Source organism: Pseudoalteromonas xiamenensis (assembly GCF_017638925.1).
Lineage (GTDB): Bacteria > Pseudomonadota > Gammaproteobacteria > Enterobacterales > Alteromonadaceae > Pseudoalteromonas > Pseudoalteromonas xiamenensis.
This window is the reverse complement of record NZ_CP072133.1, coordinates 1,472,990-1,488,630: the sequence shown is the minus strand read 5'-3', so window position 1 is coordinate 1,488,630 and position 15,641 is coordinate 1,472,990. Positions and strand designations below refer to the sequence as shown.

Annotated in this window: 15 protein-coding genes and 1 pseudogene; 12 read left to right on the top strand and 4 right to left on the bottom strand. The window is 40.7% G+C overall.

Annotation, left to right across the window (positions count from 1 at the left end; genetic code table 11):
* Window positions 1-3: 3 nt before the first annotated feature.
* The 11 genes from J5O05_RS07245 (at window position 4) to J5O05_RS07195 (ending at window position 11,195) form a co-directional block, all read left to right on the top strand.
* On the top strand, window positions 4-732 hold the full coding sequence (locus J5O05_RS07245) for a sulfotransferase family 2 domain-containing protein (RefSeq protein WP_208844211.1): 729 nt from the start codon (window positions 4-6) through the stop codon (window positions 730-732).
* 2 nt (window positions 733-734) lie between these two features.
* Window positions 735-2,006 (top strand): oligosaccharide flippase family protein, encoded by a 1,272-nt coding sequence (locus J5O05_RS07240; RefSeq protein ID WP_208844210.1) that lies wholly within the window; start codon window positions 735-737, stop codon window positions 2,004-2,006.
* Complete coding sequence (locus J5O05_RS07235; protein WP_208844209.1) at window positions 2,007-3,233, top strand: glycosyltransferase; 1,227 nt, start codon at window positions 2,007-2,009, stop codon at window positions 3,231-3,233. It begins immediately after the preceding gene.
* An 11-nt stretch (window positions 3,234-3,244) separates the two neighbouring features.
* Complete coding sequence (locus tag J5O05_RS07230; RefSeq protein ID WP_208844208.1) at window positions 3,245-4,198, top strand: sulfotransferase family protein; 954 nt, start codon at window positions 3,245-3,247, stop codon at window positions 4,196-4,198.
* An 18-nt stretch (window positions 4,199-4,216) separates the two neighbouring features.
* Window positions 4,217-4,993, top strand: a complete 777-nt coding sequence (locus J5O05_RS07225) for a putative capsular polysaccharide synthesis family protein (RefSeq protein ID WP_208844207.1) — start codon at window positions 4,217-4,219, stop codon at window positions 4,991-4,993.
* Window positions 4,994-6,181, top strand: a complete 1,188-nt coding sequence (locus J5O05_RS07220; protein ID WP_208844206.1) for a glycosyltransferase family 4 protein — start codon at window positions 4,994-4,996, stop codon at window positions 6,179-6,181. It abuts the gene before it with no gap.
* Between the two features lie 259 nt (window positions 6,182-6,440).
* Complete coding sequence (locus J5O05_RS07215) at window positions 6,441-7,373, top strand: glycosyltransferase family 2 protein (RefSeq protein WP_208844205.1); 933 nt, start codon at window positions 6,441-6,443, stop codon at window positions 7,371-7,373.
* Complete coding sequence (locus tag J5O05_RS07210) at window positions 7,354-8,097, top strand: WecB/TagA/CpsF family glycosyltransferase (RefSeq protein WP_208844204.1); 744 nt, start codon at window positions 7,354-7,356, stop codon at window positions 8,095-8,097. Before J5O05_RS07215 ends, J5O05_RS07210 begins: the two co-directional genes overlap by 20 nt.
* Before the next feature lie 3 nt (window positions 8,098-8,100).
* Entirely contained in the window at window positions 8,101-9,159 is a 1,059-nt protein-coding gene (gene rfbB / locus J5O05_RS07205; protein WP_208844203.1) for a dTDP-glucose 4,6-dehydratase, read from the top strand.
* On the top strand, window positions 9,156-10,058 hold the full coding sequence (gene rfbA / locus J5O05_RS07200) for a glucose-1-phosphate thymidylyltransferase RfbA (protein WP_208844202.1): 903 nt from the start codon (window positions 9,156-9,158) through the stop codon (window positions 10,056-10,058). The genes rfbB and rfbA overlap by 4 nt, the downstream gene beginning before the upstream one ends.
* A gap of 339 nt (window positions 10,059-10,397) precedes the next feature.
* The gene (locus J5O05_RS07195) at window positions 10,398-11,195 is read left to right on the top strand and encodes a hypothetical protein (protein ID WP_208844201.1); all 798 of its coding nucleotides are present in this window, start codon (window positions 10,398-10,400) and stop codon (window positions 11,193-11,195) included.
* A gap of 6 nt (window positions 11,196-11,201) precedes the next feature.
* On the opposite strand, the gene J5O05_RS07190 is transcribed toward J5O05_RS07195, so the two are convergent.
* The 4 genes from J5O05_RS07190 to J5O05_RS07175 are packed head-to-tail and all read right to left on the bottom strand — an operon-like array spanning window position 11,202 to window position 14,011.
* A complete protein-coding gene (locus J5O05_RS07190; RefSeq protein ID WP_208844200.1) occupies window positions 11,202-11,861 on the bottom strand; it encodes an LbetaH domain-containing protein in 660 nt (219 codons plus the stop codon).
* Between the two features lie 12 nt (window positions 11,862-11,873).
* Window positions 11,874-12,674, bottom strand: a complete 801-nt coding sequence (locus tag J5O05_RS07185) for a glycosyltransferase (RefSeq protein WP_208844199.1) — start codon at window positions 12,672-12,674, stop codon at window positions 11,874-11,876.
* Entirely contained in the window at window positions 12,640-12,951 is a 312-nt protein-coding gene (locus J5O05_RS07180) for a glycosyltransferase family protein (RefSeq protein WP_208844198.1), read from the bottom strand. Before J5O05_RS07180 ends, J5O05_RS07185 begins: the two co-directional genes overlap by 35 nt.
* Window positions 12,944-14,011 (bottom strand): glycosyltransferase family protein, encoded by a 1,068-nt coding sequence (locus J5O05_RS07175; protein WP_208844197.1) that lies wholly within the window; start codon window positions 14,009-14,011, stop codon window positions 12,944-12,946. Before J5O05_RS07175 ends, J5O05_RS07180 begins: the two co-directional genes overlap by 8 nt.
* Before the next feature lie 316 nt (window positions 14,012-14,327).
* On the opposite strand from J5O05_RS07175, the pseudogene J5O05_RS07170 reads away from it, so the two are divergent.
* Window positions 14,328-15,406 (top strand): annotated as a pseudogene (locus J5O05_RS07170) (IS3 family transposase).
* Window positions 15,407-15,641: the final 235 nt, after the last annotated feature.

Genomic DNA, 15,641 nt, shown 5'->3' with positions numbered 1-15,641 from the left:
GTAATGTTAAGTCACTCTCATCAAGCTTTATTTGTACATGTGCCTAAAGTAGCTGGGCAAAGTATTGAGCTGGCACTACTTACTGATATGGGGCAATCTTGGCAAACACGAGCACCATTTTTACTTCGCCCTAACAATGATGTGATTCAAGGCCCGCCTCGTTTAGCCCATTTAACTGCCTGCGAATACCTAGAGCTCGGGTATATAGACTGTGCTACGTTCGACGCGTATTTTAAGTTTTCATTTGTACGCAACCCCTGGGCGCGGCTCTATTCTGAATTTCGCTATCGTCAGGCCCTAGGCGTAGCAAAGTATCAATGTGACTTTAAAGCTTTTTTATTTGAGCGTTTTCCTGTGGCTGAAGACGATTGCTACACAACACACCGAGACCTATATCGTCATGTCGTTCCGCAATCGGAGTTTTTATACGATCAACATGGCCAATGTTTAATGGATTTTGTGGGGCGCTTTGAAAACCTGACTCAGGATTTCGCGTATGTTGCTAATAAGCTTAATTTACAGCAGCAAAATCTGCCGCATAAAAACAACACTCAGCAACTAGACTCTAAAGCTATTATAAAGCGCACAGTCAAAAAGCTTATTCCAAATTGGCTTTTACCTAAGCAGTCACCCATTGACTACCGTATCGCCTACGACAATGAAATGATTGATTGGGTTGCCGCGTATTACGCGAAAGATATCGTCAATTTCGGCTACACGTTTGATAAGTAACCATGAATAAAACCTTGTTATTAACGACAGCAAAAGTGTATTTTCTAAAGCTAGCGATAGTAGTAATTGGTTTTGCTATTGTGGCTGGTTTGGCTAGAAACGTTGAACCAAGCGCGCTTGGTGACTATTTTTGGCTTTTGTCGTTTGCAAGCGTTGCGGCTGTTGTGCTGCGCTTTGGGCGTGATAATCTGTTGGTAAAGCAAATGGCCAATGCTGTTGAGCTTGAGCGTCACCGCTTCGTCAAGCAGGCTTTAGGAGTTGTCCTTAAACTATCCGTTGTGCACATCTGTATCGTGTTATCACTTTACTTTACCGAATACATAACGCTGAAGGAAAAGATGCTTGGTATAGCGATGTTACCCCCTTTGGTTGCAGTTTTGTCGGTGTTTGGTTATTGGGCGCAAGCGGCGAAGCAAGCAGAATTGCAACAGTTACTCAATGCGGCTCCGAGATTACTCAGTGGCATTGCCGTACTTTTCGCACTCTGGTTTTATGACTATACAGTTTCATTGAGTATCGCTTTAATTTTTACAGCTGTGTCAGTAGCACTGCTTTGTATTACTTATTTGTTTGTTTCCCAGCCAGCAAAGTCGGATAATCATCTAACACAGGCCGATTCGGCAACCGAAGTGCTAAGAAGTGCACCTAACTACGCGCGTTATCTTATGATTGCACTGTGCTCAACGATAATGATGGAAGGCGCGGTTTTATTAGCGGGGTTATTAACCGAAGCCGCTGAAGTCGCAAAACTAGCCGTTGTCGTGCGCATTGTAAGTGTCGTGAGTTTTATATTGTTAGCGTTTAACGCGGTATTAATGCCAGAGTTTGCAGTCCTGGCTAAGCGTGATAATGCGCAAGATATTAGAATGTTGTTTCAAAAGTCTCGCAACGTGTCGCTGTTATCAGCCCTGTTTGTTGCCATGCTCGTTTTGGTTATCCATAAACCCGTGCTGAGTTTTTTTGGGCAGTTTTTTGAATCGAGCAACCATATCCTTTTTGCACTGCTTTGTGTGCAGCTCGTGAAGGTGGTGGTGGGTCCAACGGGACAGTTATTAATGATGAGTGGCTATGAACGTATTCAGCAATATTCATTGATGTTTAGTTGCGTTAGTTTGACTGTTTTTGGATTAACATTGATCCCAACATATGGAGCTTTAGGAGCCGCCTATGCGTTGCTGATTGCTGTCAGCGTAAATAATTTTACAGGGCTCTATTTTTGCGTGAAACATTATCAGGTTCCTTGGCTTCCTTTTGTTAAGGTTAGGAGCGTATAGATGGTGCGTAATCTCGCAATATTTGTTGATAGCTTTCCGAGCCGCTCTGAGACGTTTGTAACTAACCAAATAATGGCATTGCTCGATGCCGGTGTTAACGTTACGATTTTGAGTGTCTATAGGGGCGATGTATCTTTGTTTGAGCAGTGTCATCTTAAGCCCTATAAGCTTGCACAGCGCACGTGTTATTTACTTGATGAATTACCAAGTAATAGTGCGTTGAAAAAGTTATTGCAACGCACTAAGCAAGTGCTCGCTACGCCAATAATTTTGGCATTATTAGTAAATATTAAAAAACGGGCCTTGCCTGTTCAGACCTTAAAGTTACTAGCCTGTGCGAGCAGACTTAAAGAAGCAAATACCACGTTCGATTGGGTGGTGTGCCACTTTGGACATAATGGCGTTTTTGCCAATCAGCTGCGTCATTTGAGGCTTATACAAGGTAAAATTGCAACTATTTTTCACGGTGCAGACATCTCGGCGGTAGAGCCTGATGATGCTGTTGGGAGAGCATACCGTACCATGCTGGAGGATACCGAGTTAGCACTACCCATCAGCGAGCTTTGGGCAAGGAAAATAAAACGATTAGGTGTACCAGCCGATAAAATAGTCATACAGCGGATGGGAGTAGAATTAACGCGTTTTCATTTTCGATTTACTCCCCACACCCAGGGGCCATTAAAGGTGTTTTGTGCTGCCCGTTTTTCTGAAAAGAAAGGTCTGCTCGATGCCATTGATGCGATAGCCATCGCCTCAAAGCATACTCAGTTGCATTTTGAATTAGGAGGCTTTGGCGAGCTTGAGCCTCAAATTAAAGCGCACATTGCAAGTAAACAATTAGCAGAACACATTTCTTTACTTGGTCCTCTGAGTAGTGAGCAGGTCTTGCAAAAACTCAATGAATCCCATGTCTATCTGCTGCCCAGCATAACAGCAAGCAATGGAGACAGAGAAGGTGTGCCTGTTGCACTGATGGAAGCGATGGCGGCTGGCGTTCCAGTGGTAAGCACACAACACAGTGGTATCCCTGAACTCATAGACCATGAAGTGTCGGGTTTGTTGGCACCTGAGCGTTCGCCCGAGGTATTAGCCTCTTATTTGGTGAAGCTTGCAATCGACGATTCGCTTCGAGAAAAGTTAGCCATTAGCGCACGCAACAAGATAGAATGGTTTAGTGACGTAGATAAGCTAAATAAGCAGTTAATGCAAACGTTGGCAAATAGGTAAGAATAAGAGTGATGGGTAAGCAGTACGATCATGGCAATTGGATTGCCCAATCAAAACACGATATTCCAGATTTTATGATCATTGGTGCTATGAAGTCAGGCACGACCACACTGCATGAAATGTTAAATCGTCATCCTGACATCGCTATTCCTCGTGGCGAATTGTTCTTTTTTTCTCAAGATGATATTGCCGAACATCCGAATTTTGCCTCGCGCGATAGTCATGGTTTAACCGGTCGAGCATCGAGCGAGCATTATCCCGATTGGAGTTGGTATCGTGAACAGCAAAAAGTGGCAACGAACGCTCGTTTATGTGGTGAGGACAGCACCACCTATTTGTGTTCAAAGCGTGCCATTACGCGTATAGCGATGCAACCCAAACCGGTTAAATTGATAGTGATGTTGCGCCATCCAACGCTGCGTGCATATTCACAATATTGGCATATGGTGAGAGCGCGCAGAGCACTGTATTCTTTTGATGATACCTTGCGATTTATGCCGCAGCAGTTGTTGTCACGTAGTCATTATTTATCTCAATTAGAGTGGGTTTACCAACATGTTCCACGCGCGCAGGTAAAGGTGATTCAATTCGAAACCTTTATTCATCATCCTCAGCAAGTGTTAGACGATGTCAGTGATTTTTTAGAGATTGATCGTGCCAAATTTCCTGAGGATACATTTACTATGCATGAGAACGCGGGCCAATTACCGCGGTTTTTAACGTTAGAACTTATTTTCAATCGCGTAAAGCGTGGTCATGATGGACTAAGCTCCTCACATTTCTCTAAAACCAAGTCTGAAAAGCGAGTGTCGCGCGCGTTGTATCGTATTTTAAACCCATTGGTAAACAAGCGTCCGCCAAAAATGAATGTAGCGACAAAGCAGTATCTTGATATGTATTTTCAGCAAGAGCTTGAAGGCTTGGATGAGGCTCGTTGGACAACCACTACTTGCAACTTGGTTTAAATCCGAGGTAAGCCGCTCATGAAACGCTTAAATCGGTTGGTCGCATTGTACCGACGCGTGAGTCACCCTGATACCATTTTTATTTATCAAATGGGTAAGGTGGGGTCAACCTCGTTAGAGCACTCTATTCCGCACGCAATGCACGTTCATGCTTTTTATTCAGGTAATCATACGTGTCCAATTCGGCAGCAGGGGCTTGCAGGTAATGGGTTGCGTTACTTCTTTAAACGCACAATGCAAGAACTTGAGTATTGCGTAATGCGTTGGGCGTTTAGAAAACGTGCTAAAACAAAAATAGTAACCTTGGTTCGAGAGCCATTAAAACGTAATATATCGATGTTTTTTCACGATTTGGATAGCTATTTATTTGCCTATTACACTGGGTTTGGGCAAGTTAACTCAGCACCAAAAACAACGCGAGAGCAACATGTAGATGTACTTAAAGCGTGTTTTTTAGAAACGTTCCCGCACACATATCCATTGCATTGGTTTGATAACGAGTTCTATCGCATGACGGGCATTGATATTTTTGCACACCCTTTTGATAAGCAAAAAGGTCAAGGCGTAGTGCAGTCTGAAAAATACGAGGTTTTAGTGCTAAACATGAACAAATTATCTGAGAACACCGAGTTGCTTAGTGAGTTTACTGGTGTGAATGTTGATCTTTGCAACAGTAATGTTGGCGATAATAAATGGTATGCGGAACTCTATAGTCGTTTTAACGCTGACGACCCTGCCTTTGCGACACTCAAGCAGCAATTTACTGACAGCAAGTACTTTAAGCACTTTTACTAAATGAAAAAACACATCATCTTAACCAGCAATGCTTATTACCCTAATCTAGGTGGTATTGAAAACTCACTTTTTTATTTAGCCAAATCTTTTATGCAAAGCGGTACTGAGGTTGATATTGTGGTGAGTGATGTCAATGGAATGAATGATGAGGTTTTACCTAGGTTCGAGGTGATTGATGGCGTAAATGTACATCGTTATGGTGCAAAAACAGCACTTCCTTTATTGGGGAGTATCAGTAGTTTTTACGTGTTGTATTGTTTGTTAAAAAAACTCAAGCAGCCGCAGACTTTAGGCGTGGTAAGTCGTTTTCACCATACCACCTGGATAGCAAAACTAGCTCGAATTGGAAAAGTGCTGTATTTGGTCCCTGGTGTAGTTGCACATCAAGATGCGCCACATAATTTACAGCTTGTTGACGGGCTTAAACGGTTCAAACTTGTGGCAAAGCAAAAACTGCATGCACTTTCACAGCGGATTGCGTTCAAATATGCTGATGAAGTATTTGTTTTTAGCCAGAATATGCTCAAGCAAGTAAATCAAGTTATAGGTAAGTCAGGCGCGCACATTCAAATCGTGAAACCCGGTGTAGACACGGATAGATTTTGTCCTCCAACTTTAAGTGAAAAAAAGGCGTCGCGTGAGTCCTTGAATATTACGATGGATAAAGTTTTGGTCGTGGCTATCGGGCGTTTTGTTCGAGCAAAAGGGTTCCACCATCTCATTCAAGCGATGAATCATTTGAGCGACGTTCATTTAATCATAGTTGGTGATGGCCCACAAAAAGGCGAGTTAGAGCAAGTAATTGCAGATCATAAACTCGAAAGCGTTGTAACGCTGTTACCATTTACCCCTGAACCATTAATGTATTATCAAGCCGCGGATGTATTTGTGATGTCTTCAACTTACGAGCCTTTGGGGCAAACGATATTAGAAGCGCTGTCTGTAGGATTACCAATTGTAGCATTCGAGCCTTCGTTAGTTCCTGACACCGCAACGTTCGAGCTGCTAGGTTCTGAGCATGCAAGTTATGCATCAAGTTTAAATGGAAACGCTTTAGCATTAGCGATTTCAAATGCCCATGCGCAGTACCAAGATGAAGGTTTTGTATTAAAAAACAGATTGTTAGCACAGGAGATGTTTGACTGGGATAAATTATCGAGAGATTTGCTCCTCAAAACAGCGAAGTAATAGGTATTTTTGTACCTCGACTAGAGGTGTATGACTAATCAAAATTATGTATCCCTTTGCATATCTTCAACTAAAAATTTCCTTTATAATACCACGCTTAAGTCTACCCGAGGGATGCCCTCCAGATTCATTGTTAGTGCTTACGAAAACATAAAACAGGATTGTTTGTGGTTCGGCATGGTTTCTTTTTGTCTGATTGTAAAAGGGGTTTGTTGTTCTATGCTATGCCATTGTATAGCTAGAGTATCGCTGAGTTAATATGAAGATATCGGTTATTATTCCACTTTATAACAAAGCGAGCTATATCAGGCGCACCTTAGAATCTATATTTGCACAAACTGTGCCTGTATTTGAGATTATCGTCATCGATGATGGCTCGACCGATAATGGTGTAGAAATTGTAGAATCAGGGTATGTGAACGATGTTAAATTGCTCCGTCATGATTCTAATCAGGGTGTATCAACCGCAAGAAATACAGGCATTAAGGCGGCAAGTGGTGATTTTATTGCTTTTCTTGATGCAGACGATTACTGGCAGCCCCAGCATGTATCGGTTTTGTATCAGTTAAGACAGAAATATCCGCAAGCGAACGTGTTGTGCGCGGGTTATGAATTCTATGATGGCCTGTCACATCGAGCGTTTCGTAATATGCATTTGCCAAAAGATAGAGGTGTGATCGACGACTACTTTAAAGCTTGTTGTCATGCAGACTTACCTATCACCGCCTCATCGGTGTGTGTAGCTAAAACTAGTTTGGATGCGATAGGTTTGTTTCCGGTCGATATTGCCTTAGGTGAGGATCAAATTGTTTGGGCCAAGTTAGCCTGCTCTGAAACAGTGGCTTTCGATGCGTCATTAACTGTTGTTTATGACTTAAGTGCCTCTCGAGGCAAAGAGTTCCTGAAGGATAAAACGCTTCCATCCCCGCATACACAAATATTGACAACAATGCTTGAGTCAGGTGCCGTTCCGGATGGATTGCACAGAAGTTTAGAGTATTTGTTGCATTTGACTATTTTAAATTGTGTAAAGCGTAATCTTCAGACTGGAAACAAAAAATATGCCTTCGAATTGCTTCGCAAGCATGAGTTACTTTGTTGGGACAAATATCGTGTGTTAGCATTTGTCTGTTTGATGCTACCAACGGCTCTATTAAATAAGGTCTTTTCGTATGCTCGTAATTTTAGATAAGCTTAAATCGTCAATGGATATAATTGAGCAGTTTGAAGCGACGATCAACAAGCCTGTTGGTCATACCCAAGCGATTAGTTTTGTAAATCCTTACTCTTACCTAAAATTACGCGATGAGTTGAATATCTTAAGAGGCTTGGATGGGCTTTATACTGACGCCATCTCATCAGCATTAACGTTCAGTATGTTACTCGGTAAACACATTCCTAGAACAAGTTTCGATTTAAGCTCGTTCGCTCTGTACTTTCTTGAACGAGCCAACGAAGAAAAACTTAAAGTTTTTTTACTAGGCGCTAAAAAGGAAGAACTGGAAAAAACAGTTGCAATATTTAAGGCCAACTACCCAGAAATTGATATTGTTGGATACCGAGATGGCTATTTTGATGATGATGAAGCGGTTATTAAACAAATTTCAGACAGCGGTGCGGAATACGTGTTATGTGGTATGGGAACGCCTCGCCAAGATAGATTTGCAATAAAGTTAAAACAAACTCAAACTGGTCAAGTAAAACAAATTTATACCTGCGGTGGATTTTTACATCAGACATCGGAACGTTTACACTACTATCCAAAATGGGTTGATAAGCTACATCTTCGTTGGCTGTATCGTGCATTTGACGATTCATACGTCTGGGAGAGACTGTTTGTTCATTACCCTAAATTCTTTTTCTTGATTTTAGGTGATAGACTTAAAGACCAAAAAGATATTGAAGTAAACGTATAGTCGATGCAGCAATTAAGGTTTCTGGTTACTGGTGGGGCTGGTTTTATTGGCTCTGCTTTGGTTCGTTTTTTAATAAACAGAACAAACTCAGTTGTTTTGAATATCGACAAGTTAACCTATGCAGCAAGTTTGTCCTCCCTTGAATCTGTTTCAGCCAGTTCACGTTATTCATTTGTCCATGCGGATATTTGTGATCATCAAAAGATGGTTGAGTTATTCAACGATTTTAGGCCCGATAAAATCATTCACCTTGCAGCAGAAAGTCATGTTGATCGATCTATTGGTGGACCAGGTGCTTTTATCCAAACAAATGTCGTCGGAACTTTCACGCTGCTTGAAGCCGCTAGACAATATTTTTGTTCTTTGTCTCAGACTCAACAAGCTGGTTTTCGTTTCCATCATGTCTCAACCGACGAAGTTTACGGTGATTTGTCTGAAGCCGATTTACCGTTTACAGAGACTCACCGATATGAGCCAAGTTCACCTTATTCTGCTTCTAAAGCAGCAAGTGACCATTTAGTTCACGCATGGAGCAGAACGTACAAACTACCTTGTTCTATTAGTCATTGCTCCAATAATTATGGACCATTCCATTTTCCTGAAAAGCTTATTCCTCTAACTATTATTAGTGCGTTGCAAAACAAATCTATCCCTGTATTTGGTGATGGTTTGCAGATCCGAGATTGGTTGTTTGTTGAAGATCATGTTGAAGCAATTTATGACATTGTCATTCAAGGGAAAGTCGGAGAAACCTATAATATTGGCGGAAATTGCGAGCGAACTAATTTGGCCGTCGTTACTTCTATTTGCGAAATTTTAGATAGGCTTCAGCCAAGTAAAACAGTTGTTTCTTATAAAGAGCTTATCCAATTTGTTACCGACAGAGCAGGACATGATCGCCGTTACGCCATTGATGTTTCAAAGCTGACAAATGAGCTTAATTGGTACTCAAGCGTAACGTTCGAAGAAGGTTTAGAACGGACTGTAAGCTGGTTCATAGATAACAAAAACTGGTGGCAAAATATTAGTGCTACAGAACGTCTTGGGGTGGTGAGGAATTGAAAGGGATAGTACTCGCCGGTGGTTCTGGTTCTCGTCTGTATCCAATTACTCCTGGGATTTCAAAACAATTATTGCCGGTCTATGACAAGCCATTAATTTACTATCCAATCTCTGTGCTAATGTTGGCTGGAATTCGGGATATTCTCATTATTACAACGCCAGACGATTTACTTAGTTTTCGACGAATACTGGGAACTGGAGAACAATTTGGCGTTTCGTTCAATTACGCGATTCAACCAGAGCCTAAAGGCATCGCGCAAGCATTTATTATAGCCGAGGAGTTTATTGGCAACGATAATGTATGTTTAGTGTTAGGTGATAATGTGTTTTATGGTCAGGGTTTCACCCCGAAACTAATGGCTGTTGCGGCACGCAAACAAGGTGCCAGTGTTTTTGCCTATCAAGTCGTCGACCCAGAGCGTTTTGGTGTTGTGGAGTTTGATGATAACTTTAACGCGCTTTCTATAGAAGAAAAACCCGAAGTACCGAAATCGGATTATGCGGTTACTGGATTGTACTTTTACGATAATCAAGTAGTTGAACTAGCAAAGAAGCTCGAACCCTCGAATAGAGGCGAGCTAGAGATTACCGACATAAATAAAGTGTATATGAAACAACAGCAGTTGAGTGTGGAGTTATTAGGCAGAGGGTTTGCATGGCTAGATACTGGAACGCCGGATAGTTTATTGGAGGCCAGTCATTTTGTGCAAACGATCGAACGCAGACAAGGACTGAAAATTGCCTGTCTTGAAGAAATAGCTTATCTCAAAGGGTGGTTGAGTGCTGAGATTATTTTTGAACGATTTAAAGGACAGCAAAATACTTATGCAACCTATTTAAAACAGTTAGTTTCAAAATCCTCAGCACATAACAAAAAAAGGATTGAACGTAATGGTTAGGCAATCTTTTATACTCTTTTTCTTGGTAATGATTTTAGCTAGCTTTATTTCGTACAAAAGCACATTTAACTATAACATACTGCCAACAAATGCATTGTTTGAATTGTTGGTGGTGATTAGCCTTTTTTCGTTTCTAAACGCATGCCGCTTAGAGCTTGGTTTGTGTTGGCGGTCAGTCTTGTCTATATTATATACGCATTTATTAAGTCTAAGTTAAATTACACCCACCCAGTAGATTTTATTTTAGCTTTTAAGGCATTTATTTATCTAATATTTCTTTGCTTCTTCACTCAAAAAGTATTGTTTGCTCGATTCTCGTTGGTTAAAGGTTTGGACTATTTGCTAGTCATTTTTTTAGCAAAGTATGTTATTTGGATTCTGTTAGGTGGAGGCCTGAGACCTGGCTTATTTACTGAAAACAACTTCGAAATTATGTTGGTGTTATTTTGGGCGTTAACTGTATGGAATTTGGAAGGTAAACTGACTTTAAAGCAGTGGTTGTTATTGACTGCTGTTATTTTCTTGTCGGGTTCTCGTTCTGGTGTAGTGTCATATTTTGCGATGCTATGCATTCTGCTTATACGACAATTTGATTGGAAAACGATTTTAAAGCTCGCGCTTTTGGGGTTGATTGGCGTAGGAGTGGTTGGCATTTTTATCAGCCGAATGTCCGGAGGTGATTTAAACTCAATAGACAGAGTCGTGTTTTTCCAAGGGTTGTTAATTGCAATGAGAGATTGGGAGCTGATGGACTATTTAATCGGTGCACCACCGTTAACCGCAATGCCTGAAGTGGTATGCCAACGTATGCAATATTACACGACCTTGTTTAGTGCGAAAGACCCTTCAGTTTGCTATTCGGTAATTTTGCATTCCTTTGTTATGCGTATCGTTCATGACCATGGATTCTTCGGACTTGTATTCTTGTTCTGGGCGACCAATGCGTTATTAAAACTGAGTTTTGTGGCAAAAAGAGTTAGAGTGACTGTATTAGCTATATTATTTCTCAACGGATTGTCGGTAAGTTCTTTAAATAGTGTTTATGCACTGGTTGGTTTAATTGTTTTAGTAGTCGCACCTTATAAAGAAAAGGTGATATTTTTGCAAAAGGCGGATCACAAAGCAGTTACTAGCTAAAAGCTGTTAACTGCTCTTGGTTTGAGATTTAGCGTGTCTCCAGTAATAGTTTTCTTTCTTGATACTTGCTGGAGTTCCTGCGATTACGCATTCATCTGTGCTAAAGTTTTTGGTAATAGTGCTCGACATTGCAACTAGACATCGATTGCCAATTACGCTGCCAGGAGCAAAGCGAGAAGCACTGCCAATATAACAATCATCACCGATTAACACCGTAGTTTTTGTCGAACCTGCACCGTGAGTCCAAAACTGTGACTGTAGCCCCGCAATCCACGTATTTGTGCCTATTTCTATGGTGCCTGCTAGGTCAAAATAATGATGAGAAGTGATTAGAGAGTTTTCCTTTAACAGCAAACTTCTAGAGTAAACCGTGCTTGCATGCTGAGGTTCAATAACCCACCAACCGCATTCAAAGACATTACTTTTATCTATAGAGGCATTAGCCTCCATAACAAATCTAAACGGTCCAGTGAAGCGGTTGTTCCTGCCAATTCTGCACGAATCAAGCTTGGCTGAATCAACAACAATAACCGTTTTCCAACCAATGATAGAATTGCGGATATCATAACCAAACAAAGTTTTGTATAAGCTACAACGGAGTATATTTGTAGGAACGTAGGCAATAATATTTGCTAAAACGATTCTTAGCTTTCTATTTTTAAACATACGTTTTTCCTTTTACTTCATGTTGTTTAAAAAGTTATCAAACGAGAACTTCTCTTCAAAAAGCGTTCTATCAATAGGTTCAAACCGAGTTGTTAAAGCCTTCGCAATCTCAGAGGCGTACACCCTTTCGTCAAACTCAATTTCATTGGGAAAGTTGAACAGCTCTAATAATTCACGAGCACCACATTTAGTAGTGATCACAGGTGTTCCTAATACAGCAGATTCAATGACAACCGTTGGGAGACCTTCAAAATGAGATGTCATACAAACTAGATCGGCATTTTTTATGTATTTATAAGGGTTGTTGACAAACCCAACGAAGTTAACGTGGTCTTCAATACCCAATTTTGTCACGAGGTCTTCGAGCGACTTTCGTAATTCACCATCACCGAGCAAGTGTAATACAATTGCTGAATCGTGCTTTGTATATTCCTTAACAGCTCTTAGAAGAAACTCGAAGTTTTTTTGATAAACCATTCGTCCGACAGCGACGATATGCTTTTTGTTCTCATCGATAAAACGCGGGTCGTCAATCGCTTCTTCAGTAGCCTTTTGCTCTATGTAGTCGATATCGATAAAGTTGTAGACGGTTTTAGTGTTCTTGATGTTCGAAATTGAACTTTTTACATAATTTGATACGCAATTGATAACCGATGACTGGACGGCATATTTGTTAAAAAACCATCGAACCGGATTAAGTGAACTGTATAAATCAAAACCGCAATGCAACCAGCTAATTTTTTTACAATCTACGTCGCTAACAGAGTGAATGATAAGATCAGGCCAACCTTCGAGAAATGAAATGAGCTTCATAGCTGCCGTTTTCTGAACAAAATTGGCGTGCGATCTGCTTTTTGAACAAAAACAACTTTATCAAACACAAGTAGCGATTGAGTCTTGAAGTCGGTTCGTAAACAAAGTCTATATTTTCTGGTAACTCTTGCTGTAATAGCTCACCTTCTTTTAAGAGCACTACAATTTTTAATTGATCTCTCGAAAAGCGCTTGTTAAATACCTTTGCAAAGTTAATCAAAATACGCTCAGCACCACCACCGTTAAGTGATTTTATAACGATTATTTTCTTATTCATGCGTTTGTCTAATCTCGTTAAAAAAGTTAAGGCGCATAATTTCATTTAAAGACGCGTCGATTGCGCTAAGTTCTGACTTAGGAACTGTGAAATATTGATTGCGCTCAATAAACTGCTGAAGTTCTGCAACGGACTTGTCAGATAAATCATCGAGTTTAAAGCACCAGGATGGTTTGTTCTTGTCCACTATATCTTCATAACCTAAGACTATAGGAAAACCGGCAAGAAGATATTCCCTAACCTTTAAAGGACATGCTTCCGATAAACCTTTTCTGTGCAAGGCCAACGTACCAATTGCAACATGGCATTGAGACAGAATTTTGCCATAATCGCTAGATGTCAAAAAACCATGATAAGTAAGATTACTTCGATTTTCACCGGATGGACCTATTATGTGAAAGTCATACATTGGAAGTCTTTTTGCTATTTCTTCAATAATGTCGGTGCCATGCCAATCTTGATTGGGTGAACCTAAAAAACACAGCGATGTTTTTGCGTTTTGCTCACTGCATTTCAACGGCTTATATTTATCTAAATTGACCGAATTGGTCACCGTAATGTGGGGTACGGCATTGGACTGGTTATACTCAAGTCGAAAAATTTCATTAGTGACAGAAACAACCCCTTTAATTCGCTTACTAAAAAGCTTATTAAATACAAGCAATGATGTATAGCGCAGTAAGGCTTTTAAGGATGAGTCGGTCTTAAGCTGTAACCACGCTTCTTGAATGCTCGCGGTATTGGATTCAATGATCAGTTTAAATTTAGACGCTAGTTTAAATACCGTTGAATTCCAAAAGTCGTACCTGAAATACAGAATATCAGGATTGAAAGCGGTTATATCATTGAGCAAATCTGAGTTAACAAAAATGCGGCTTTTGATTGCTCCTTCGAAGGGGTAACATTTAGCTTTCAAAAGACTCTTATCACCATTTTTGCATATCGAAAATACAATAACTTCATGCCCCTGTTTTTCCCAAACACTTATCTGATCGATAATTTTTTTGACTACGCCGTCATTGCTATCGATATTGTGGCTTAAAACATATGCAATTTTCATTTGGCAACAAACTAGATTCGTTGTCTGACTAAGCTCGGGATATAACTTCACTACCAATCTATAGGCAAACATATTATTTGAAATTACCACGATGATACCTGTAAAAGGGTCTTTTCGGAACTTCTTGTTTAATTAAGTAGTACTTTCAAAGTAGATTTCAGATTTAACGACCCTTACTAAATTTAGGCTTTTTGTTCACTTCCTTTTTGTAAACCTCCCCCTAAAATAGCGTCATGCCTTTTTAGTGTTTTTCTGCGTAAACTGAGTCAATAGAGGAGAACTCCTGATGAAAAAGTCCCGTTACATATAGTCACAGATCGTGAAGATCTTAAAGGAAGTGGAAGCTGGCAGACTGGTCAAAGAAATCTGTCGTGAGTATGGTGTTTCAGATGTAACCTACTACAACTGGAAAACTAATTACGGTGGTATGGAAGCCTCTGATATCAAAAGGCTAAAAGACCTTGAAGACGAAAATCGGGGACTTAAAGCAATGTTCGCGGATTTAAGCTTGGAACACTGGATACTCAAAGATATCGTCGAAAAAAGCTGTAAAGCCAGCGATAAGGCGTGAGCTTGTTGATTATGCGCGATAGCAGCATGGTGCTAGTTTACGTCTTGCATGTCGCGCTGTTGGCATCAGTGATTCAGTCAACCGATATCAGCCTGATCAAACGCGGGATGATAAGGTCAACGCCAAACTGATAGAAGCCGCTGAATGCTATCCAGCCTATGGATTCAGCAAGCTGTACAAAATCTAGCTGCGTTGGGGTCATGGCTGGGATCATAAGTGTGTTTACCGGATTTATTGCGAGCTGAAGCTAAATATGCAACGCCGTGGAAAACGCCGTCTACAGCTAGAAACCCGGAGCCACTAGCCGTTCCTGTCCAAGCTAACCATTGCTGGTCAATGGATTTTATGTACGACAGCCTACAATGTGGGAGACGCTTCAGAACGTTCAATTTGGTGGATGACTTCAACCGTGAAGCACTGGCTATATAAAATGATCTGTATTTACCATCGCGACGCGTAGTCAGGGTATTGGAGCGTCTCTTCGCCTGGCGGGGTTAACCCAATAAACTTCGTATGGACAACGGGCCGGAATTTATCTCAGTTACTCTGGCAAGCAGGGCAGAAGACATGGTATTGCGCTGGAGTTTATTAAACCGGGAAAGCCTGCTCAGAATTCCTTTATCTAGAGATTCACCCGCACTTACTGGGCGGAAATACTCAACATGTATGTCTTCAAAACATTAAACGAAGTACGTGAGCTGACCGAAAATTGGATGAAAGAATACCACGAGGAACGACCCCATGATGCGCTGAATGATCTGACAACATGGGAATATTTAAGTAAGCATGAACAAGCCGAAATCTCTAATTATGGATGTAACTAATTAGGGGGAGGTTTGCAAACCAACGAAGTCTCAGTACCAAACAAGTGTAAGCCTAGAGCCTTAAAGCATCAAAACGATGTAATTTGTTATGATATAGACCAAAGCAGGCAGAAAAAAGAGATACTGTAATTTTTTGTTCTGCGTATTACTCGGAATAAAAAAAACTGGTATACTCTGCGGTCGATTTAGGGTTGGTAATTAATCGATCTTCAAAAAATAACGTTGTGGATTGCTC